We start from the raw sequence: 23,102 nt of genomic DNA on the forward strand, positions 1-23,102 counted from the left end.
AAAAAAAATAATAAGATGAAAAAAATAAAATTTATATATAAGTGTTTATTTTGTTTAACGGTAAGTTGTTTTACTTCATGCCAATTAACTGAAGATATAGACGATTACGAAAGCTTATTTACCTTAAATGCTTTTGATGCCATTGCAGATGAAGCCTCTGCAGAATTAGCACTGGTAGGAGCTTATTCCGGATTCAAGCAACGTAGTACTGCTTCTGGACTTCCAGAGTTATTTATGATTCCTTCTGTATTAAGTGGAGTAGGAGTAAGTGCCAGACCAAGTGTTGAATTTGATGCATATCAGAATAACGATCCTACTTCGCAAAATACTACTAGTAATTTAGGAGCATACACGCGTATGTACGATTTGATTAATCGATGCAATTGGTTAATACAAGGACTAAACAATTTAGATAGTTCGAAATTTGATAACCCCGCAAGATATGCAGAGGTATTGGCAGAAACAAAAGCTTTAAGAGCTACAGCTAATTTTTATTTATTGCGTTTATGGGGTCAATTTTATGATGTCAATTCTATATATGGTATTAACATCAGAACAGCACCGGCTTTAAGTTCTGAAGCCTTTCCACGAAATTCTGTAGCTGAAACCTATGATGCTATTACTGCAGATTTGGATGAGGCCATAGCAAATGCACCAGATTTTACTTCTAAGTTAGGTATTAGTAAAACATATGCTAAAGCATTGAAAGCTAAAGTACTTTTGTATAAAGGTGAATTTAGCCAAGCTGCTACATTAGCAAAAGATGTTATTGATAATTCGGGGGCTAACTTTGCTTTAGCAAGCACATACGCCGAAATTTTTGATAACAGTTCTGAAGCCACTTTCAGTTCTTCAGAATATCTTTTTATAACTGGTGGAGGGCCAGGAGTATTTATTGGTATAGAAAATTTTTGGGGAACATTTTTTGTAGCACCTTCTTCAACATTCCCAAGTACAGTTGCTGCTGGAATAACAGATGTTGGCGGACAAATGATTAGCTATGATAATAACAGAGTATCGTCTATGTTTGGATTCGATAATTTTAAATTTGGAAGGCCATATCCTAAAATATACCATTTAAGAATGGCTGAAGTTTATTTAATTTTTGCAGAAGCCAATGCACGTGCCAATAATAGTGTAACACTAGAAGCTCTAGATGCACTAAATGCTGTCCGCTTACGTGCAGGTGCTACTACAACTGGCGGTGATGGTTTTGAAACCTATCCTGCTACCATTTCATTAACTCAATTTTTGGATGCTGTTCGTATCGAAAAAATGGTTGAAGTTGGTGGTGAATCTGGCGAAGAATGGTTTGACTTAGTAAGATTCCATTTTGTGGATGGCTTTGATGTTACTACAATAAAGGCATCAGCAACAGATCCTGATAAGTTTATTTTGCCTATAGATTTACAAACTATAGAGGCTGGAGGTAATATTATAGAACAAAACCCTGGGTACTAAATTTTTAAAATCCCTAACCTCAAATCATTGAAGTTAGGGGTTGTCTTTCTCCTTTCTTAATCTAAATTTTAAAGAGTGTGAAGCATTATATTCTCTTACTTCTAGCATGGTTAGTCATAAACATTACATATGCTCAAAATTGTAAAGTATTACTAAATACCATAAATAATGCATACCAAGGAGATTGTAAAAAAGGAAAGGCAGATGGAGAAGGTTTAGCTAAAGGAATAGACACATACTTGGGAGCATTTAAAAAAGGGTTGCCCCATGGCTTTGGAATTTACACATGGCATGACGGGAAAACATATAAAGGGCAATTTAAAAAAGGTAAAAAAGAAGGACAAGGCGAACTGAGTTTTAAAGCAGACAGTATTATTACTGGTTTTTGGAAAAAAGATGTTTATATAGGTTTATTTGAAAAACCTTATAATAAAATTGATAAATCGCAAAATGTATCAGCTTATAACCTTAATAAAACACAAGAAAATATTAATAGTTTACGATTTTATATTAGAGTTAATCAACAATATGAGCAAAACCCGCAATTAAATATCGTAGTACATTCTGGACAATACCAATATCAATTAAACAACAATAATTTTATTGAGCTTACCAATGTCACTTATCCTATAAAACTAAAAGCATACTACAAACAAGATTTTATTGAAGTTGAAATCTTTCAATCTGGTCTTTGGGTAATCAAAACAGATATTACTTACATAAAAGGATTAAATACAAATAATTAAATCAATCGAAAACAATGAAAAAAATTATAGTCATATTAATAGTCTTTGTTACCAGTCATCTTATGTATGCGCAGGGGGTTTCGTTTGAACACGGGACTTTTGCTGATGCGTTATCAAAAGCAAAAGCTGAAAATAAAATGATATTTATGGACTGCTATACCACTTGGTGTGGTCCCTGTAAAAAAATGTCTAAAGAAGTATTCCCGCAACAAGAAGTAGGAGATTACATGAATACCCATTTTGTAAGTATTAAAATGGATATGGAAAAAGGAGAAGGGATACAACTTACAAAAATGTATGGAGTAAAAGCATTTCCAACACTATTGTTTATGGATGCAAATGGTAAAGTAATGCATACAAAAGTTGGCGGGGCAGATGTTGCAGGGTTTATTGCAGAAGCCAAAGCTGCTAATGATCCAACAAAGCAATTTTGGTATATAGAAAAACAATATAAAGACGGTAAGCGAGATATTGCTACCATTTCAAATTATATCAAGGCATTATTCGAATCTTTTAAAAAGGATGAGGCAAAAAAAATTGGTCAGGAGTTTATACCATCACTGACCCAAGATCAATACAATACTGAAGAAGGATTTACCATCGTTGCCTATACAGGTGTTGATTTTAAAAGTGAGCCCTATAATTATATTTTAAATAATAGAGCAATTTTTGAAGCCAACGAAAAGATTGGTCAGCAAAGTGTAGATTATGTCTTAAGTAATGCTATTAGCTCTTACATAAATGGAATAGCGAGTACTGGAACACTAGAGGAATTAAAATCAGCCATTGAAGAAACAAAAAAAGACTTTATCAATCCTCAACAGGAAATGATAGAAACTAATTACTACAATACTTATTATTTAGCAAATAAACAATTTGATACCTGGTTTGAGGCTAATAAAATGCAAGCAGATGAAGCCACAGAAAAAAACATGCGCTTGTCCATGTATATTAATACAGCTTATAATATTGCAGTAAATCCAGATTTTTCTCAAGCTGGTCTTTACGAAAGAGCCATAAAGTTAACAGAAAGAATACCTTCAGAAGACCCAGAATTTTTGGCGGCATATTATTGTTTGGCAGAACTGTACAAAAAAGTTGGGAATAAAAGTAAAGCATTAGAAAACATCAACATATTTATTAAAAAGAATACCGAAAAAGGCGGTGTTGAAGACAAACGCGTAACAGATTTGAAACTTGCCATTGGGCAAATGCAATAATAAAACAAAACCACATTAAAATGAAACTAACGAATATCATCAAATTATTTATAATCACACTAATTATTTCTAGCTGTGGTGAAAAACAAAAACCTTTAGAAGAAGGCATGTACCGTATTAATGGAACGGTTAATGGGTTGGAGAATGGAGACATTTATTTGACCAATTTTCCAAACCCAACAGATACCATAAAAGTTGTCAAAGGAAAATTTACTCTTGAAAAGGAATTGAAGGAAGTTGTAGGGAAAGTTAATTTAACCAAAGATGCGAGCATAAAGTACATGGATTCTAAATTAATGATCTCCTTTTTTATAGAGCCATCTATAATGACACTTGATTTAAATTATGAAGATTTTTCAAAATCTAAACTAATGGGTTCTAAAACACAAGATGAACAATACCAATTAGATGAGATTAGAAGTAAAATTGCGGCTAATTATAAAGCAGAGCAAGATGCTTTTGAAACGGTTAGAAAAAAATATGATGATGCCACAAAAGCAGGAGCCAGTGAAGAAGAATTAGAAGCTATTAAATACGAAGACAATGAAGCCAGAGGCAAACTTGCGCCTATGTGGGAAGAGCAAGGTAAAGTAACATTGCAGTTTATTAAAGACAATCCTAAATCGTTTGTGAGTGTACAATCTTTAATGTTTCAATTAGGCCATATACAGTATGATGAGGCAAAGGCTATTTTAGACCAATTTAATCCAGCGCATTTAAAAATTGGCATAGGTGCTAGATTAGCTAAAGATATTGAAGATATGCGCAAAGGAATTCCTGGCGCCTTGGCAGGAAATTTCAATACTGTAGATATTAACGGCAGCCCATTAAAATTAGAAGATTTTAAGGATAAATACTTACTAATAGATTTTTGGGCGTCTTGGTGTGTGCCTTGTAGAAAAGGAAATCCGCATTTAATTAGTTTATTTGAAAAATACAATCAAAAAGGATTAGAAATTTTAGGCGTTTCAGATGATGATAGAGATCATGATAAATGGCGTAAGGCTGTAGAAAAAGACCAAATAGGAATCTGGCATCATGTGTTAAGAGGTTTAGAATATGACCCTGAAACACGCCGGCAAATTAACAAGCATAAAGACATAAGCAATGGCTATAATATTAGCTCCTTGCCAACCAAAATATTAGTGAATCCAGATGGTGTTATTATTGGCCGTTATGGAGGTGGTGGTGGAACAGACGATGATATGGATCGTGATTTGGCTAAATTATTTATTGAATAAAAAATATTAAAATACTATGAAATGAAAATATTAAATAGAATAGCATTATTACTAATAATCTCACTACTATATAATTGCAAAAATGAGGGGGCACATGACGGTTATGTGATTAATGGAACTACCTCTGACACCAGTGGTTTAGCAACGCTGGTTATAACAGATTTAATTACAAAAACTGATAAAGTCATAGACAGTGCTAAAGTTATTGACGGGAAATTTCAATTTAAAGGCAAGATAGACTTCTCCGATCAAGTAATTATTACTTTGGATAAGGATAGAAGTCACCCTTTTTTTATAGATAATACTAATATTTTTGTTGATTTAAATCCATCTGAATTTCCAAATATATTAGAAGCTAAAGTTATGGGGTCTAAGTTACAAGATGACTTAGAAGTATTTGAAAATCAAGTAAAAGCTATTCAGAACGATGAAAAATACAAAGAACTTAGAGAACTAAATAAAACATATAATGAAGCAGGGAGAAATAGAGATGTGAAATTACAAGAAGAATTGTATAAAAAGTTTGATGATTATAAAGAACTTTCTTTAGAAAGAGCAAATAGAATACAAGACTTACAAATGGATTATTTAAAAAACAATCCGAGTTCACCAATTACCCCTGAAATAGTCGAGTTTTTATTTAATGATAGAGCAACTTTTGAGGAATTAACCTCACTACTTAATGCATTTAAAGGAGCAGCTAAACAAACACAAAACTTTAAATATTTTTCACATAAATATGAAATCAGAAAACGTACAGCTCTTGGTCAACCGGCTCCAGATTTCACTTTAAAAGATACCGAAGGAAATGATGTCTCTTTGTCTGGTTTAAAAGGAAAGTATGTGTTATTAGATTTTTGGGCAAGTTGGTGTAAACCTTGTCGTGCTTCTTATCCTCATTTAAAGGAAGTGTACAAAAAATATAAAAATAATGGGTTTGAAGTGCTTGCTATTTCAACCGATCGTAAGCCAGAACAGTGGTTAAAAGCGATAGAAGAAGACCAAACAGTTTGGTTGCAAGTTATTGATAGGTTTGTAAAAAGAGGACCATCAGAAATTAGCGATCTATATAGTGTACCCTTTTTACCAACTACATATTTAGTAGATGACAAAGGTACTATACTGGCAAAAAACTTACATGCCAATGCACTAGATAAAAAACTGGAAACGGTTTTTGGGTTTTAAAATTAAATGGATGTTTCTTTTATTAAATCTATAAAAAACAAATCTAAAGGAACGCAGTCGAAGGGAGTCTCTCCGCCCGAACTTTTTCAACTACAAAAAATTAGATGAAAGCTTCTCAATTTGAGGAGCTTTTTTTGTTTAGATACCACATAGGTGTAATGTTTTACCTTTTTATACTTAATTTAAGTTGGTGCTATATGTTACAGCTTGATTTCAAACTATTGATTATAAGACGTTTGTCGCTTAGTAGTATTAAGTAATATTATTAATACTTGTCAAACCCAATTAAATATAGGTTTTAATATGCATGATGACAATCGTAATTTATTTATTAGTATTTGTTTAACTTTTCAATCGGCAATATTTTATAGATTTACCAATAGAAAACGAATAAATGAATTCTCTAAAAAAGAAGTTAATATAACTTGGTCTAGTTTATTTATTATCTAATGAAATTAGCAAGAACTAAGAAAAAAATATTCTCAGCATTATTTGATAAACATTATAAAAGGCTTTTTAATTATTCTTTTAAAGTGGTTAATGATAGAGATAATGCTGAAGAACTTGTTCAGGAGACATTTATTAAGCTTTGGGAAAAGACTGATAATTCTGCTTGTGACCTATAATTATATTATATTGAGAACCTCTGTCAGAATGAAAGATGAGCTCTTCTGTAATAACAGTAGATAAAGCTGCCATATTCAATGCAGCAATAATGGTATCTCGTGTTGTTAAATTGCAGTTCATCAAAAGGGAAATACCTCAAAATGTATAGCAATATTCTGAAGACGAATTACATTTGAATTTTGAAAGTACCCATAGGGGCATAAAAATTGTTTTTAAAAAGAAACAACCTTAGTTAATATTATACATTTCAATGAGCCATGAATCCCAATATTAAGAGCATTCTTTACATGTTCCCGATAGAACACAGTTCACATTTTCAACTAGGTAAGTATCAGGGATTGAAAAATTAACTTCAGCAGGAAGACATTCTAATGTTTCACACTTAATACACATAAAATGTAAATGATTCTCTACTAATTTTATTTTATTTGTCTTTGTAGATAAGGCAAAATATTGTTTCCCGTCTTCAGCAACAATCCTATGTAAAATGCCATCATCACAAAAGCGATTTAAAACTCGATAAATTGTAGCTCTATTGATAGCAATAGAAATCTTCTTTTCAATCGAATTTTGACTCATTGCTTTTCCTTCCTTTTTTAATACATTTAGAACAGCTTCCTTAGTAGGTGTATTTCTTCTTTTTTCCATTAATGCGACTTATTTGCAATAAATTATTGTGAAAGTATTGCAATATTATAAACAAATAGTATATTTGCAAAACTAAATTAATGCAAACATGTCGCATTTGCAGAACAATCACTTAATTAGATTAAGATTTTTTCATTTTAATGAAAGTTAGTCGCGTAAAAAAGAGTATCCCATATCTATTCCTTGTTCTTTTTCTTTCAATGAAAATGGCAGGGCTTCATGTCTTGTTACATACAGACGATAAAGATCATGGGCTACATTGTGTTGTTTGCGACCATGTCATTACGTATAACTTAACTCCAGCACTTACTCCTGATCTACAAATTTTCATAGTTGAAAACACTGAACTAATTGTTCAGAGAGAGATAACTAAAAACTACAGTTTTATTATCTCAAGTACTATTGCTTCAGATCAGCTCTTTTCTCGGCCCCCTCCTTTTTTACTATAAGTTTTCCTATACACATTTTATTTAAGAGCTTGACCAATTTAACATTATAGGTCATTAAGTCGTCTATTTGAGATTTACAGTCCATCTAAATAAATTGAAATAAATAATTTAGCCTGTTCTTAGTAAACTTGATTTAACCTTGTTAGCTTTAAAGTTAATATATAAGGTTGTTCAATTTCAGTCTCGTATAAATTCATGTATAGGTTTTGTGATGGTTCCCTTTTGGAACAATTGTTCAAATCTTATAGTATCTCAATTATGTTTTATAAAATACTCAGTGTATGGCTATGTTTTAGCCTATACTCGATTGCGTTTTCGCAGAATTCTTTTCAGATAAAAGGTTTTGTGAAAAATGCCAACACTTTACAGGCTATAGAGAGAGCCAATATTATTGGTGAAGGTCTATTTTCAATTTCATCAGCAACAGGTGCATTTACAATAAAAAATGTAGTTGAAGACACTTATTCCTTTACCATATCTCATATAGGTTATGTACCCAAAACAGTTACAGTCATTGTAGAATCAGAAATGGAGATAGTCCAGGTTTACTTAAATGAATCTTCCACAGCACTTAAAGAAGTTGAAGTACGTGGTAAATCTAAGCATAGAATAATAAAGGAAACACCTATAGTTTCTCATACAGTTTCTAAAGAGTTTCTTGATAAAAATAGAGAAAACAGCCTTATGCAGACTCTCAGTGAAATTCCTGGGGTAAGCACGATCAATATTGGTTCGGGGCAATCCAAGCCCGTTATTAGAGGTTTAGGGTTTAATAGAGTTGCAGTTGTTCAAAATGGTATAAAACACGAAGCACAACAATGGGGCAATGACCATGGACTGGAAATAGACCAATATGGTATTGAAAATATACAGATTATAAAAGGTCCAGCATCTTTGGTTTATGGTTCTGATGCCATTGCAGGTGTTGTAGATATTCAACCTAATAAAATACCAATACAAAATTCCTTTGATGGGGATGTAAATATTCTGGGGGAAAGTAATAATGATTTATTAGGCATTTCTACAAGTATTGAGGTAAGAAAAGAAAAATGGTTTTACCGCGGACGCCTAACTTATAGAGACTACGGGGATTATAAAGTACCTACAGATCAAATTAATTACGAGAATTACATTTTTGAATTGTATGACAATAATTTAAGGAACACCGCAGGAAAAGAAGCAAACGCAAGCTTTAGCATAGGCTACGTTTTAGATGATGTAAAGTCAGAATTTTTTTTTAGTAATGTGAATACTAAAAATGGCTTTTTTGCCAATGCCCACGGTTTAGAAGTTAGAACCTCTAGCATTGATTACGATAGTTCTAATAGAGATATTGACCTTCCTTTTCATAAAGTAAATCATTTTAAAATTATGAATAATACGTCCATAAATATGGGTAAACATACATTTCATTTTGATTTAGGCTATCAAAACAATCATAGGGAAGAACATTCTGAGCCTGTGCCTCATGGCTACATGCCAAAACCGTCAGATAGTAAAGAACGGGAGTTTAATAAGAATACTTACTCCCTAAATATGAGAGATACTTTTAAGCCAAATAACCAACACGATATTGTTGTGGGTATAAATGTAGAATTTCAAGATAATAATATAAATGGATGGGGATTTTTGATTCCAGAATATAGCCGTTTTACTATTGGAGCATTTGCTTATGACCAATTCGAGATTCGTCCTGATTTACATTTTTTGGCAGGGATACGTTATGACTACGGATTAGTAGATACCAAACCGTATTACGATTGGTTTCTATCCACTATAAATAATAATGATGGCTCCAGATCTTATGTTTATTTACAAAGAGCTCAGAATAAAACTTTGGGTTTTGGAAATATTAGTGCTTCAACAGGGCTTAGTTACATTCAAAAGAATACTACATACAAACTAAATATAGGTAAAAGTTTTAGAATGCCATTAGCCAATGAATTGGCTTCAGATGGTGTGAACTATCATATGTACCGCTATGAAAAAGGAAATCTTGATTTAGATCCCGAAGAATCGTATCAATTGGATATCGATATAGACCATACAACAAAACAATTCTCAGTAGGTATTAGCCCTTTTGTTAATTTTTTTGAAAACTATATTTATTTGAATCCAACTTCAAATTACTATGAAACCTTACAGATTTATGAATATACACAAGCTAAGGTTTTTAGGTTTGGAGGAGAAATAAGAGCAAGTACTACTCTATTCAAAAATCTACAGTTAGATGCATCTGCTGAATACGTGTACTCTAAACAAACTAGCGGAGCTAAAGAAGGGTTTACGATTCCTTTTTCACCGCCATTATCAGGATTATTTTCAGCCAATTATCAGTTTAAAAAAATATTCTTTTTTGATAAACCACAATTTATTGCTGACTATAGAATTACGGCAGCACAAAAGGAAATTGTGCCTCCAGAAGAAAAAACGGATGGTTATCAAGTATTAAATATCTCTCTTTTAACAGAAATGGATTTATTTAAAAATAATCTGCCCATTGAAATGCGCATAAAGTTGAACAATGCATTCAATACCAAATATTTCGACCATACTAGTTTTTACCGATTGATAGATGTGCCAGAAGCAGGTAGAAACCTATCTATTTCATTAACAATACCCTTTAATAAATAGTAAACATTAATAATTAAACACATGAAAACAAACATTATGAAATCAAATTTTAAACTTTTAGCAATAGTCGCTTTTCTAGGGCTCTTTTCACACTCTTGTAGTCGTGATGACGATGCTATCGACCCAAACGCAGATAAGAATTCTGAAAGATTTAAAGATATTGAAATTGGAAATGCCGCTTTTAAAGTCCCACAATTTAACCCTGACTTGCACACCCAATTTGACTATATGGGAAAAAGTAAGGTAGTAAAAATCACTTATGATATTAGTCCAGTAAATGTAGAAGAACCCAATACAGGAGAAGCAAAATGGCAAGTCTCCAACCATTTAGTTCCAAAAGATTATTATGAGGGCAAATTAAATCCACATATACATTATCATGTGTTTTTTGACCCTGTAAATAAAAATTTTCCCAAGATAAGACCTGCAAAAGGGGTTTATAGTTTAAAAATTACAATAATCGAAGAAGATAATTCTGAAAGTTACATAACGAAACAGTTTGAAATCGTTAAAAAGTTCTCAGAAATAGAAATTGGTAGTAATAATGAAGTTAAAATTGGAAGTGATGCATTAGATATTAAATTTAAATATGATGCAGGGAGCAATACCGTTAGCGAAGTAAAATATGAGCTATGGTTCGAAGAATGGCGAGAAGGACAAAATGTAGCTGTAGGTAAGTGGGATAACAAAATAGTTGTACTTCCAAAAAATTTGTATGAAAATCAGAGTATTCCAAATATTAATACTCCTTTAGAAATTAATCCTGATTCACCTCTTGGAGAGTATTGGCTAAATATATATGTGAAAGAATCAGGAGAAAACGAAGCTGTGAAACTATCTATTCCATTTAGCATAGTGGAATAAATATATTCGATTTTATGTATTGAAAATACTATAAATATATAAAGAGAATAATAAATCATCCCGTAAAGTATTTATAAAGAGAATCGTGCACAAAACATCTTGAACGATACTAAATCAATAACAAATAAATTAATCATTTAAATTTTTTACTTATGAAAAGTACCATTAAAATCAGTTCATTATTATTTTTAACCTTGCTCATTTTTTCATGTAGCACAGATGATGACGGGGTTGATTTTATTCCGGAGAATAAAAACCTTAACGCAGAACGCTTTATTAATTTTGAAATTGGAAACTCTAATTTTATAGTCCCCCAATCGGCTGCCGATATTCATCTAAATTTCGATTATAATTATAAAGGACAAAGTAAAGTATCAAAAATCACTTTACATGCAATTGCAATAAATGTAGACCCTGTTCAGGAAGGTGAAAAAACGTACGAATTAAAAGATTATGTTGTAGACGACAAATATTATAAAGGTAAGCTAAACCCTAATATTCACCTTCATCTTTTTGTTGATCCTGAAGGAAAGGAAAGCCCTAAATTTAAGGCAGCAACTGGCTCTTATCAGTTTAGAATTGTAGTAGAGCACGAAGATCTTTCCAAGGCTGTAATCTTAAAAGAGTTTAGTTTTGTGCAAAAATTTAAGGACATAGAGGTTGAAATAGAAGAAGATGGTCTTGAAAAAGAACTGCATATAGAATTTCAATACTTAACTGGCTCTAATACTCTTGAAGAAATAAAATACACTTTGTACCATGAAGAATCAGCGACAGAACAGAAGTACAAAGAAATACTATCCGAAACAAATATTGATTTTCAAGATAAGAAGGATCCAAATGTACATTTTCATGTAGAATGGGAAAACGAATACCCTAAAGGAGTATATTATCTTTTATTAAAAGTAAAAGAAACAGGGGAAGACGAATATGTTAAACTTGTCCGCAAATTTGAAGCAAACTAGCCCAATGAAAAAATACATTATTTTAAAACCAATTTCCTTATTATTATGGATAGTATGTGGCTGTAGTTCAAATGATGGCACTGATATAGACAAAGAAAAACCCACCATTAGTATCAATTACAATGGTGGGTTTCCACAAGGCTGTACACAACTTGTAAAAGGCGAAACGTATAATTTTAGAGCTAAGGTTACTGATAATAAAGCATTGGCTTCTTATAGTATAGATATTCACAATAATTTTGATCATCATACTCATGATGATCAAATAACCGAATGTGATTTAGGGGATATAAAACAAGCAATAAATCCATTAATTTTTATAAAAAATTATTCCATAGAAAATGAATTGACGAGCTATGAAATTAATATCCCTATAACAATCCCTGATGATATAGATACTGGAGATTATCACTGTGCTTATTCTGTAACGGATGAAACGGGTTGGCAAGCTAGAACATCAATAGATATAAAAATCATTGAGTAAATATAGATTATAAAACATACACTTTTAGTCTACATCATTACATTGAATTTGAGCTAGTTTTTGATGTTTGTTAGCAGTACCAGATATCATAAGGTCTCATGATTTTTTTAAGTAAAATCAATGTTTTTATCAGTTCAGATATAAAATTCGGAAACTAAATTTCCCTTTAAAGGATAAGCATTTCCCTAAAAGGGATTTTAATTGGATAGTGGTCTATTATAAATTAAGTTGTGCCTTAAAAAGTATTTATATAGATTATGAGTTTTTAATATTAGAAGAATCTCTAACAATTAATTCAGCATTCAATATTATTTTATTCAATTGCTGTTTAACAACCTTTTTTTTTGCGTGTTCCAAAAACGCTTTAGCCGCCTGTTTTCCAATTTCAGAACTATGCTGAGTTATACTAGTAATTGTAGGAGTAACCATGGCTGTAAAGGGCTCATTACCAAAACCTACTAAAGCAATATCCTTAGGCATTCTTATACCACGTTCGTTTAACACTTGCAGAGCTCCTAAAGCAGCATAATCACCAGCAACATAAACAGCATCTGGTCTATTTTGTAAAGCTAATAATTGAGTCATTTTTTTCCTCCCGTCTTCGGTGGTAAGACTACTTTCAATTAGAAGTTCATCTTCCATAGGAAGATTATACTTCTTTAAAGCATCAATATAACCTCTAATTCTATTATTAAAAATACGGGTATGTTTGTATCCGCCAATATGGGCGATTCTTTTGCAGCCTTGTTTAACAAGGTGTTCAACAATCATATGGCTACTATCATAGTCATTAATACCTATATAGTCTACATTTAAGTTATTTTCTCCACGATCAAACAAAATCAAAGGAATGCCTTTAGATTTAATTTTTTCGTAGTGTTTTAAATCAATGGTTTCGTTTGCCATAGATGCGATAATGCCGTCTACCTGTGTAAATAATAAGGTATCAATATTATCACATTCCTTTTTATAGGATTCGTTAGATTGGGTAATTATAATGTTATACCCCTCCTTGTTTAAAACCTCTTCTATATTTTGGATCACAGAAGAAAAAAAGTGACTATTTGTTCTGGGTACAATGACGCCTACTAAATTACTTTTTCCCTTCCTCAAAGCACTAGCAAGATGGTTTGGTTGGTAATTTAGGTCTACAGCAACTTGTTTTACAGCTTTTTTAGTTTTTTCACTTATGCGAGAGTCGTTATGTAAAGCCTTAGAAACAGCAGCAGGAGAAATATTTAAAACGTTCGCAATATCTTTTATGGTGGTTTTCTTTTTGATACTCAATTTTTTTATATATTTGCTTAAACGTTTAAGCAAATATACTGCGTTAGTTTTTATAATCAAAATCGTCGTGTTTTTTAGGTTTTGATTATATTTTAAAATACTTGCTTAAACGTTTAAGCAAAAAAATAAATTAACCTAGAATAAGAATTTAAACAATGGGTAAAGTAGTAACATTTGGAGAAATCATGTTAAGATTAGCTCCTCAAGGATTTTTAAGATTTTCACAAGCTAATAGTTTTGATGCTATTTATGGTGGAGGTGAATCAAACGTAGCAGTATCATTAGCTAATTACGGTGTTTCTGTAGATTTTGTAACACGCTTACCAAAAAATGATATTGGCGAGTGTGCTATGATGGAAATGCGTAAAAGAGGCGTTGGTGTAGATAAGATCGTTTATGGTGGTGATCGTTTAGGTATTTATTTTTTAGAAACTGGAGCAGTTTCAAGAGGAAGTAAAGTCGTTTATGATAGAGCGCACTCTGCGATTTCAGAAATTGAATCCGGTATGATTGATTGGGATGCTGTTTTTGAAGGTGTAGAATGGTTTCATTGGACAGGTATTACTCCTGCAATTTCTCAAGGAGCTGCTAATGCATGCTTAGAAGCTGTAAAAGCTGCAAGAGCAAAGGGCATAACTATTTCTACTGATTTAAATTACCGTGCAAAATTATGGAAGTACTGTGATGATGCTCATAGAGAGGCTATTATGACAGAATTAACGTCATATTGTGATATTATATTAGGAAATGAAGAAGATGCAGAAATGCACTTTGGTATCAAACCAGAAGGTATTACAGTTCAAACTCAAGGGCATGACGTTAAAGCTGAAGCGTTTTTATCTGTTTGTCAGCAAATGATGGAAAAATTCCCAAGAGCTAAAAAAGTTATTACAACATTAAGAGGTTCTATTTCTGCGTCTCATAATACTTGGGCTGGTGTTTTATATGATGGTAAGAAAATGTACGAAACACGTCAGTACCAAATCACAGACATTGTTGATAGAGTAGGTGGTGGAGATTCATTTATGGGAGGTTTAATCTATGGATTATTAAAATACCCGGAAGATGACCAGAATGCTTTAGACTTTGCTGTAGCTGCATCATGTTTAAAACACACAATAAAAGGAGATGCGAACTTGGTTACCGTTAGTGAAGTAGAAAAGTTAATGGGTGGTGATGCTTCAGGAAGAGTTGCTAGATAGTAATTAACCGTTGAATCGTTTATATGTTTATTTGGGTTTAATTGGTTAACACGAATAAACGATTCAACGAATTAAACAACTAAACATATAAACAAATACACATTTAAATGGCACAATTTACAAGATTAGAAGTAGCAGAAATTATGAAAAGCACAGGATTGGTTCCTTTGTTTTATAATAGTGATATAGAAGCAAGTAAAAAAGTATTAAAAGCTTGTTACGACGGGGGTGCTAGATTACTTGAGTTTACCGCTCGAGGTGATTTTGCTCATGAGGTTTTTGGTGAATTAGTAAGATATGCAATTAAAGAGTTGCCCGGAATGGTCATGGGTGTTGGTTCTGTAACGGATGCTGCTGCTGCATCAAGGTTTATGGCCTTAGGAGCTAACTTTATAGTAACACCAGTTTTAAGAGAAGATATAGCCATTGCTTGTAATAGAAGAAAAGTTTTGTGGTCTCCTGGTTGTGGTACTTTATCAGAAATAGCCAAAGCAGAAGAATTAGGCTGTGAGATTGTTAAATTATTCCCTGGAGATATTTACGGACCGCAATTTGTAAAAGGTATTAAGGGACCGCAACCTTGGACAAGTATCATGCCAACAGGAGGGGTGTCTCCAACAAAAGAAAGCATAGAAGCTTGGTTTAAAGCTGGTGTTACTTGTGTTGGAATGGGGTCTAAGTTAATAGCCAAAGATGCCAACGGACAGTTTGATTATGCTAGAATAGAAGAATTAATAAGGTTTTCTATTAGGCTTATTCAAGATGTTAAAAGCTAATTAAAACTATAACTGGTATAGACATTACTTAAAACCTTCCTGTCTTCAGGAAGACTTTTCTTTTTTTTTATGTGTGTAAATTTGTTACTTTTGGCATCAATTAAAATAACTAAAACAAAAAGATGAAAACAATAAAAATTTTAAGCTTAGTAACAATTGCTTTACTTGTAGTTTCATGTAATAAGAATGGTGTTACAAATAAATCATTAAAAACAGAATTAGATTCCATTAGTTATGCTATTGGAATGGATGTCGCTAGAAATGTAAAAGCTAGTTTTACTGAGTTTGATAAAGATTTATTTATACAAGGGTATGTTAATATGTCTGATTCTTCAAATGTTTTAATTGAAGAAGCTAAAGTTCAGCAGATTATTCAAACCTATATGCAAAAACAGCAACAAGAAAAAGTAAAAAAACAAAAAGAAGAAGCGTTGAAAAAAGCTGAAGAGCAATTTGGAGAAAATAAAGTTGCTGGCGAAACCTTTTTAGCTGAAAATATATCAAAAGAAGGCGTAGAAACGACTGAAAGTGGTTTACAATACATTGTTTTAAAACAAGGAAGTGGGGAAACTCCAGAAGCAACTTCAAAAGTAAAAGTTCATTATCATGGGACTAGAATTGATGGAACTGTATTTGATAGTTCTGTAGATAGAGGGAAGCCATCAGAGTTTGGAGTTAATCAAGTGATACCTGGATGGATAGAAGGACTTCAACTTATGAAAGCTGGTTCTAAATATAAATTTTTCATCCCACAGGAATTGGCATATGGTGCTTTTCCGCGCCAAGGAGGTACAATTAAGCCTTTTGATGCTTTAGTTTTTGAAGTAGAGCTATTAGAAATAGTTAAGTAATTTAAAATTTACTTAACGTTATAAAACAAAAGAACAGGAAGCATATGCTTCCTGTTCTTTTGTTTTTAAAGTATATAGATTGAACTCATCTTGACTTTTTATGATTTGCTACAAAAGCATGGCTTTTCACTTAAATAAAAAAGTCTAGATGAGTTCATAGCGTAGTAAAGAACAAACATTGTAACTTTGCACAGAACTCACCTTGATTTTTTGTTTTTTAAGAAAAAGGGAAAATCTGGATGAGTTCACTAATGAAAACAAAAAGTATATGAGCCACAAAGCAGGTTTTGTAAATATTATTGGTAATCCTAATGTAGGCAAGTCTACATTAATGAATGCCTTTGTGGGTGAGAAGTTATCTATTATAACGTCGAAGGCGCAAACCACTCGTCATAGGATTTTAGGTATTGTAAATGGTGATGATTTTCAAGTATTGTTTAGTGACACACCGGGAATTATAAAGCCAGCTTATGAGTTACAAGAATCAATGATGGGCTTTGTGAAATCTGCTTTTGAGGATGCCGATGTGTTAATTTATATGGTAGAAATAGGAGAGCAAGCATTAAAAGATGACGCTTTTTTTAAGAAGATTACATCATCAAAAATACCCGTATTATTACTTTTAAATAAAATTGATAGGTCAGATCAAGAACAACTGGAAGCACAAGTGCAGCTTTGGGCAAAAAAAGTGCCTAATGCCGAGATTATACCAATTTCGGCGCTTGAAGGTTTTCAAGTAAAAGAAACGTTTAATAGAATTATAGAATTACTTCCAGAATCTCCGCCATTTTATCCTAAAGATCAATTAACAGATAAACCAGAGCGCTTTTTTATAAATGAAAGTATAAGAGAAAAAATTCTGCTTCATTATAAAAAAGAAATTCCTTACGCTGTTGAGGTTGATACTGAAGAATTTTTTGAGGAAGAGAAAATTATCAGAATTCGTTCTGTTATTATGGTTGAACGCGAGACTCAAAAAGGTATTATTATAGGACATAAAGGAAGCGCTTTAAAAAGAGTAGGGGTTGAAGCCAGAAAAGATTTAGAAAAATTCTTTGGTAAGCAAATCCATCTGGAACTTTATGTTAAAGTGAATAAGAATTGGAGAAGTAATCAAAACCAACTAAAACGTTTTGGTTACAATCAATAGAAAAACCTAATACTTTTTTCTTAATAGAATAGCGTTAATTTAAGATTGGTGCATTTTTTTACTTTCTATAACATGGTTCATAAAATCATTTAACGCACGCATTTCATTTTTACTGGAAGCTTTTCCAATACTACCAGCAAAGTATAAAACAATCCAAATAACAACCATCAAAAGCATTAAACTTACTTGTATCGCATAGCTTTTATCTAAAGACGAGTTAGTATATGCCCATATGCCAAAGGCTATAAATAAACTTGCAACTATAAAATGAAAAAACATGAACATCGTCCAAACTGTAGGATTAGGACCAAATAATCCATGCAATAAACTTGAATTGTCATCAATCTCATCGATTTCTAAATGTAGTTGTGGCGACCAAAAATGCTGTTTTTCTTTAGGGAATTTAATAAAGACATGATTGTCTAACCGCGTTACTATAAACTCAGATTGATTAGATTTTAAATCTTCAAAATCTTTTAAAACAGATTGGTTATTTGTACTAAGCTCAATTTTAAATCGAGGTCTTAAAACAACGTCATTAGTTGTTGGCATGTCATCAATATTTTAAGTAGAAGTGGTTTAAACTTTTTTGATTGAAGCGAAAAATAGTAATTTTATTCCCAAATGAAGGCTTTTTTGAGCTGCATAACATCGCTATGGAGTAAGAAAAAGACAAAATGTGGGAATGAAAGGGCATTTTGCAGTCAATTATAAAAAGTTTAAACTACTTCGTACAGTAAATTACTGTTTTTTTCTAAAAAACATAAATAGTTTTAATCTTTATAAAAAACACTTTGAGTAGACTATATTTCCTATTTTTGCAAAATATTTCAAAAGAGGAATATAAATAAATGAAGCTGTCTAAAAAGTAAGTTTGATGTCATATTGAGCCTGTCGAAATATTTTTAAATTACTGGTAATCAATATCGGTTTCGACAAGCTCAACCTGACAAATCAAATTATAAAGACTTTTTAGACAACCTCATACATATCATTTTTTAGATTATGAGCAATATAGTAGCTATAGTAGGAAGGCCAAATGTAGGGAAATCAACTTTTTTTAATCGTTTAATACAACGAAGAGAAGCCATTGTTGATGCTGTGAGTGGTGTTACAAGAGACCGTCATTATGGTAAAAGTGATTGGAATGGAAAAGAGTTTTCTCTTATCGATACTGGTGGCTATGTATTAGGGAGTGATGATGTTTTTGAAGCTGAAATTGATAAACAGGTTGAATTAGCTATTGATGAAGCAGATGCTATTATTTTTATGGTAGATGTCGAAAATGGTGTTACCGGTATGGATGAGGATGTTGCTAATTTACTTAGAAAAGTAAGTAAGCCAGTATTCTTGGTAGTTAATAAAGTTGATAATGCAAAACGTTCAGAAGATGCTGTTGAGTTTTATTCGTTAGGGTTAGGAGAATATTATAGCGTTGCAAGTATAAATGGAAGTGGCACAGGAGAATTATTAGATGCTTTAGTTGAAGCATTACCAGAAAAGGAAGAAGTGGTAGAGGATGAGTTACCGCGTTTTGCAGTTGTAGGTCGTCCTAATGCCGGGAAGTCATCATTTATTAATGCGTTAATAGGTGAAGATAGATACATAGTAACAGATATAGCAGGAACCACAAGAGATTCTATTGATACAAAATATAACCGTTTTGGTTTTGAGTTCAATTTAGTTGACACAGCAGGAATACGTAGAAAATCGAAAGTAAAAGAAGATTTAGAGTTTTACTCGGTAATGCGTAGTGTTAGAGCTATCGAACATGCCGATGTTTGTTTGTTAGTTTTAGATGCCACACGTGGTTTTGATGGGCAGGTACAAAATATATTTTGGTTAGCAGAACGAAATAGAAAAGGTATTGTTATTTTGGTTAATAAGTGGGATTTGGTAGAGAAAGACCACAAATCAATGAAAGAATACGAAAAGGCTATTAAACAACAAATGGAACCTTTTGTAGATGTTCCTATTATATTTATTTCAGCTTTAACTAAACAACGTATTTTTAAAGCCATAGAAACAGCTGTTGAGGTTTATAAAAACCGTTCTAAAAAAATAAAAACGAGTAAGCTTAATGATGTCTTACTTCCTATTATAGAAAACTACCCACCACCGGCTTATAAGGCTAAATTTGTAAAGATTAAATACATTATGCAGTTGCCAACACCGCAACCACAATTTGCGTTTTTCTGTAACTTACCACAATACGTAAAAGACCCTTATAAACGTTTTTTAGAAAATAAACTTCGCGAACACTTCGATTTTAACGGAGTGCCTATTAGTGTGTATATGCGTAAAAAATAATAACATTTTTTTAGCAATATTTTATGCTTTCATTAAGAGTCTTTTTTTAATATCAAGGATATCTTCGTCCTTCATATTTTAAGCTCCTTAGTGACATGAAAAAAAATTTCTTCTTTATTGCTGTATTGCTCTGTGTTGGATTAACCTTTTCTCAGTCTAAAACATTTGAAATTTCTGGAACTTTAATCTCTGAGACAGAAAAATTACCTTTAGAAGCCGCCACTATTCATGTTGAAAGAATTAAAGATAGTACTTTGGTTGGCTATACAATTTCTGATAAAAATGGGAAGTTCGTATTAGAAGATGAAACTAAAGAAGTGTCTTTAAATTTATTTGTGTCGTATGTTGGGTATGAGACTATTAAAAAAACAGTGAGTTTAAGTGAAAGGAAAATAGATTTAGGAAATGTCATTCTTAAAACAGATACAAGTGCTTTAGATGAAATTATAATAACTAGCGTAGCACCTGTAACTATAAAGAAGGATACACTAGAGTTTAATGCCAACTCTTTTAAAACTAAAAAGAATGCTAATGTCGAGGACTTATTAAAAAAACTTCCAGGGTTAGAGGTTGATATGGATGGGAAAATTAAAGTTAATGGAAAAGATGTAGATAAAGTATTAGTTAACGGGAAACCTTTTTTTGGCAACGACCCAACTATTACAACTAGGAATTTAACTAAAGAAATGATTAGAAAAGTTCAAATTACAGATACAAGAACTAAAGCGGAAGCATTCGCGGGAGAAGAAGGGGAGAAAATAAGTAAAACAATAAATTTTACTATAAAAGAAGAAAATAATAAAGGTCTTTTTGGGAAAATAGCTGCTGGAATTGGTACAAACGACAGATACGAGTTTTCTGGAATGTTAAATTCTTTTAAGAAAGAAAAACAACTTAGTGTCTTAGTTGGAGGTAATAATATTAACTCACCAGGGTTTAGTTTTGGGGAGCTTGGAAATTTTAATAGACGACAAAGAGGAGGCAGTAACGGAATTACAACTTCAAAAAATACAGGAGCTAATTTTAGTAATTCATTGAGTGAAATGATTGATATTTCTGGAGATTATTTTTATTCTGAAAGTAATACAGAGAGTAAAACTATAACAGAGAGAGAAAATATTTTACCAGATTCCAGATATTTTTCTAATTCTTTATCGTCTTCGTTAAGAGATAATAAAAATCATAAGGCTAACCTTGACTTCGAAATAAAGATTGATTCTACATTTTATATTAATGTGGCATCATCATTTAACTATTCTAAAAATGAAAGGAACTCATTAAGAGATGAAACTTCTTTAAATATGCAAAATGATACAATAAATAAATCTAATTCATATTCATTAAATAAAGGTAACAACAAGTCATTTAATAGTGATTTTGATATTACAAAGCGTTTTGGAAATAATGGTTCTTTTTTAAGACTTAATATGTCTAATACTATAGGATCAAATAAATCTGATAGCAATCTAGATTCAAGAACAGACTTTTTTGAATACAATCCTACTACTATGGAAAATGTTCTTCAAAATAGTATAGTTAGAAATCAAATAGTTGATGGAAATGTGGAAACGGATAACCTAAGGTTAGGTTTAAAGTACAGATTACCAATAATAGGGAAAGAATTATACATAGATGCTTCTTATGCTTATAATAAGAATACTCAGAAAAACATAAGAAATACTTTTGATTTTGATGAGGTTACACAAGATTATAATGATTTTATTAATGAAGATTTAAGTTCAGACTTTAAATATGTAAATACCAATAGTACAACTGGGGTTGAGCTTACCTATAAAAAAGAAAAATTTACTTCAAGTTTAAGTTCAAGCCACATATTAAGAACATTAGATAATACAGATAAATTAAGAGAACAGTTAAGTGGCAAACAAGATTTTAAAGCATTAGAATTAGGTGCATATATTAATTATCGTTTTAGTAAAACAGAGTCATTGAGATTTCGTTATAATCTAAGGAACAATTCACCAGAGCTTTCACAATTGCAAACTTTTGAAGATGTTAGTAACCCTTTAAATATTATAAAAGGTAACCCAGAGTTAGACCCAGCTAATAATCACAGATTTAATTTAAGGTATAGAAAGTTTAATTTTCAGGAACGTACAGGTGTTTTTGCCACTGTAAATGCAAACTTTACAGATAATCAAATAGCTAGTAAAACTAGTATTGATGAAGATTTAATAAGAAGAACGACTTATACTAATGTAAATGGAAATTATAATTTAAATGCATATGCTTCATTAAATAAATCTATAAAAATAGATACATCAAAAACGATTAGATATCGTTTAGGTTTTAGAAGCGGTTTCAATAAAGTAATTAATTTTAACAACGACGTAAAGTATGCATCTCAAAATCTATCATTTAGTCCAAATGCAGAAGTCACTTTTAGTTGGGATGAAGTATTAGAATTATCACCTAACTATAGATTGTCCTATAACGAAACCGCTTTTGATATTGATGCTTTTCAAGACCAGAAATTTTTAACTCATGGATTAGGTATAAGAACAACAACAACAGCCTCTAAAAAAATAGATTGGCGAAATGATATTAGTTTTAATTATAATCCAAACGTAGCTCCGGGGTTTCAAAAAAGCTCTTGGTTTTGGAATTCTACTGTTTCTTATTCTATGCTTAAAGAAAAAGGCACTTTAACTCTAAAGGTTTACGATTTACTTAATCAAAATACAAATGCAAGACGTATTGCGAGCGCTGATTATATTCAAGATTCCCAAAGTAATATTTTAAAACGTTATTTTATGTTAAATTTTAGCTGGAAACTAAATAAAATGGGTGGAATGAAAATGAATAGAGGAAGATATAATAGAGGCGGCTATAACGGATAAGATTAATACAATGAATAACAAATCTAAAGTTGTAAAATAGAACTTAAAATATAATTGTCTCAGCAAATAGTATTACTATGGTCTTTTGTTGGAAGTTTAATACTCTAGGAGCTAAAGGAGAGATTAGAGATAATGGCTTTT

Annotated in this window: 19 protein-coding genes; 16 read left to right on the forward strand and 3 right to left on the reverse strand. The window is 31.7% G+C overall.

What is annotated here, in order from left to right; translation table 11 throughout:
• The first annotated feature begins 15 nt into the window (after window positions 1-15).
• The 6 genes from Q4Q47_RS12255 to Q4Q47_RS12280 all read left to right on the forward strand — a co-directional run bounded on the left by Q4Q47_RS12255 (window position 16) and on the right by Q4Q47_RS12280 (window position 6,479).
• On the forward strand, window positions 16-1,461 hold the full coding sequence (locus tag Q4Q47_RS12255) for a RagB/SusD family nutrient uptake outer membrane protein (RefSeq protein WP_303306944.1): 1,446 nt from the start codon (window positions 16-18) through the stop codon (window positions 1,459-1,461).
• Between the two features lie 77 nt (window positions 1,462-1,538).
• Entirely contained in the window at window positions 1,539-2,207 is a 669-nt protein-coding gene (locus tag Q4Q47_RS12260) for an MORN repeat-containing protein (protein WP_303306945.1), read from the forward strand.
• Between the two features lie 14 nt (window positions 2,208-2,221).
• Window positions 2,222-3,427 (forward strand): DUF255 domain-containing protein, encoded by a 1,206-nt coding sequence (locus Q4Q47_RS12265; protein WP_303306946.1) that lies wholly within the window; start codon window positions 2,222-2,224, stop codon window positions 3,425-3,427.
• A 20-nt stretch (window positions 3,428-3,447) separates the two neighbouring features.
• The gene (locus tag Q4Q47_RS12270) at window positions 3,448-4,668 is read left to right on the forward strand and encodes a TlpA disulfide reductase family protein (RefSeq protein ID WP_303306947.1); all 1,221 of its coding nucleotides are present in this window, start codon (window positions 3,448-3,450) and stop codon (window positions 4,666-4,668) included.
• 21 nt (window positions 4,669-4,689) lie between these two features.
• Complete coding sequence (locus Q4Q47_RS12275; protein WP_303306948.1) at window positions 4,690-5,853, forward strand: TlpA disulfide reductase family protein; 1,164 nt, start codon at window positions 4,690-4,692, stop codon at window positions 5,851-5,853.
• Between the two features lie 449 nt (window positions 5,854-6,302).
• Complete coding sequence (locus Q4Q47_RS12280) at window positions 6,303-6,479, forward strand: RNA polymerase sigma factor (protein ID WP_303306949.1); 177 nt, start codon at window positions 6,303-6,305, stop codon at window positions 6,477-6,479.
• Between the two features lie 271 nt (window positions 6,480-6,750).
• On the opposite strand, the gene Q4Q47_RS12285 is transcribed toward Q4Q47_RS12280, so the two are convergent.
• Window positions 6,751-7,128 (reverse strand): Fur family transcriptional regulator, encoded by a 378-nt coding sequence (locus Q4Q47_RS12285; RefSeq protein WP_303306950.1) that lies wholly within the window; start codon window positions 7,126-7,128, stop codon window positions 6,751-6,753.
• A gap of 794 nt (window positions 7,129-7,922) precedes the next feature.
• Here Q4Q47_RS12285 and Q4Q47_RS12290 point away from each other — a divergent pair.
• The 4 genes from Q4Q47_RS12290 to Q4Q47_RS12305 all read left to right on the forward strand — a co-directional run bounded on the left by Q4Q47_RS12290 (window position 7,923) and on the right by Q4Q47_RS12305 (window position 12,524).
• Window positions 7,923-10,211 (forward strand): TonB-dependent receptor, encoded by a 2,289-nt coding sequence (locus tag Q4Q47_RS12290; protein ID WP_303306951.1) that lies wholly within the window; start codon window positions 7,923-7,925, stop codon window positions 10,209-10,211.
• Between the two features lie 21 nt (window positions 10,212-10,232).
• Window positions 10,233-11,075, forward strand: a complete 843-nt coding sequence (locus tag Q4Q47_RS12295) for a hypothetical protein (RefSeq protein WP_303306952.1) — start codon at window positions 10,233-10,235, stop codon at window positions 11,073-11,075.
• A 152-nt stretch (window positions 11,076-11,227) separates the two neighbouring features.
• The gene (locus tag Q4Q47_RS12300; protein WP_303306953.1) at window positions 11,228-12,040 is read left to right on the forward strand and encodes a hypothetical protein; all 813 of its coding nucleotides are present in this window, start codon (window positions 11,228-11,230) and stop codon (window positions 12,038-12,040) included.
• Window positions 12,041-12,044: 4 nt separating this feature from the next.
• On the forward strand, window positions 12,045-12,524 hold the full coding sequence (locus Q4Q47_RS12305; protein WP_303306954.1) for a DUF4625 domain-containing protein: 480 nt from the start codon (window positions 12,045-12,047) through the stop codon (window positions 12,522-12,524).
• A gap of 255 nt (window positions 12,525-12,779) precedes the next feature.
• On the opposite strand, the gene Q4Q47_RS12310 is transcribed toward Q4Q47_RS12305, so the two are convergent.
• Window positions 12,780-13,811, reverse strand: coding sequence for a LacI family DNA-binding transcriptional regulator (locus tag Q4Q47_RS12310; RefSeq protein ID WP_303306955.1), 1,032 nt, complete (start codon window positions 13,809-13,811; stop codon window positions 12,780-12,782).
• A 155-nt stretch (window positions 13,812-13,966) separates the two neighbouring features.
• On the opposite strand from Q4Q47_RS12310, the gene Q4Q47_RS12315 reads away from it, so the two are divergent.
• The 4 genes from Q4Q47_RS12315 (at window position 13,967) to era (ending at window position 17,790) form a co-directional block, all read left to right on the forward strand.
• Window positions 13,967-15,013, forward strand: a complete 1,047-nt coding sequence (locus Q4Q47_RS12315) for a sugar kinase (protein WP_303306956.1) — start codon at window positions 13,967-13,969, stop codon at window positions 15,011-15,013.
• 107 nt (window positions 15,014-15,120) lie between these two features.
• Entirely contained in the window at window positions 15,121-15,789 is a 669-nt protein-coding gene (locus tag Q4Q47_RS12320) for a bifunctional 4-hydroxy-2-oxoglutarate aldolase/2-dehydro-3-deoxy-phosphogluconate aldolase (RefSeq protein ID WP_303306957.1), read from the forward strand.
• 122 nt (window positions 15,790-15,911) lie between these two features.
• Window positions 15,912-16,640 (forward strand): FKBP-type peptidyl-prolyl cis-trans isomerase, encoded by a 729-nt coding sequence (locus Q4Q47_RS12325; protein ID WP_303306958.1) that lies wholly within the window; start codon window positions 15,912-15,914, stop codon window positions 16,638-16,640.
• A gap of 268 nt (window positions 16,641-16,908) precedes the next feature.
• Window positions 16,909-17,790: a GTPase Era gene (gene era / locus Q4Q47_RS12330; RefSeq protein WP_303306959.1), complete on the forward strand. Its 882-nt coding sequence runs from the start codon at window positions 16,909-16,911 to the stop codon at window positions 17,788-17,790.
• Between the two features lie 39 nt (window positions 17,791-17,829).
• On the opposite strand, the gene Q4Q47_RS12335 is transcribed toward era, so the two are convergent.
• Complete coding sequence (locus Q4Q47_RS12335; protein WP_303306960.1) at window positions 17,830-18,342, reverse strand: GTP-binding protein; 513 nt, start codon at window positions 18,340-18,342, stop codon at window positions 17,830-17,832.
• A gap of 453 nt (window positions 18,343-18,795) precedes the next feature.
• Here Q4Q47_RS12335 and der point away from each other — a divergent pair, with 453 nt between their 5' ends.
• Complete coding sequence (gene der, locus Q4Q47_RS12340) at window positions 18,796-20,100, forward strand: ribosome biogenesis GTPase Der (RefSeq protein ID WP_303306961.1); 1,305 nt, start codon at window positions 18,796-18,798, stop codon at window positions 20,098-20,100.
• Window positions 20,101-20,195: 95 nt separating this feature from the next.
• Window positions 20,196-22,961, forward strand: coding sequence for an outer membrane beta-barrel protein (locus Q4Q47_RS12345; RefSeq protein WP_303306962.1), 2,766 nt, complete (start codon window positions 20,196-20,198; stop codon window positions 22,959-22,961).
• The last annotated feature ends 141 nt before the right edge of the window (window positions 22,962-23,102 follow it).

Source organism: Flavivirga spongiicola, from assembly GCF_030540825.1.
GTDB lineage: Bacteria > Bacteroidota > Bacteroidia > Flavobacteriales > Flavobacteriaceae > Flavivirga > Flavivirga spongiicola.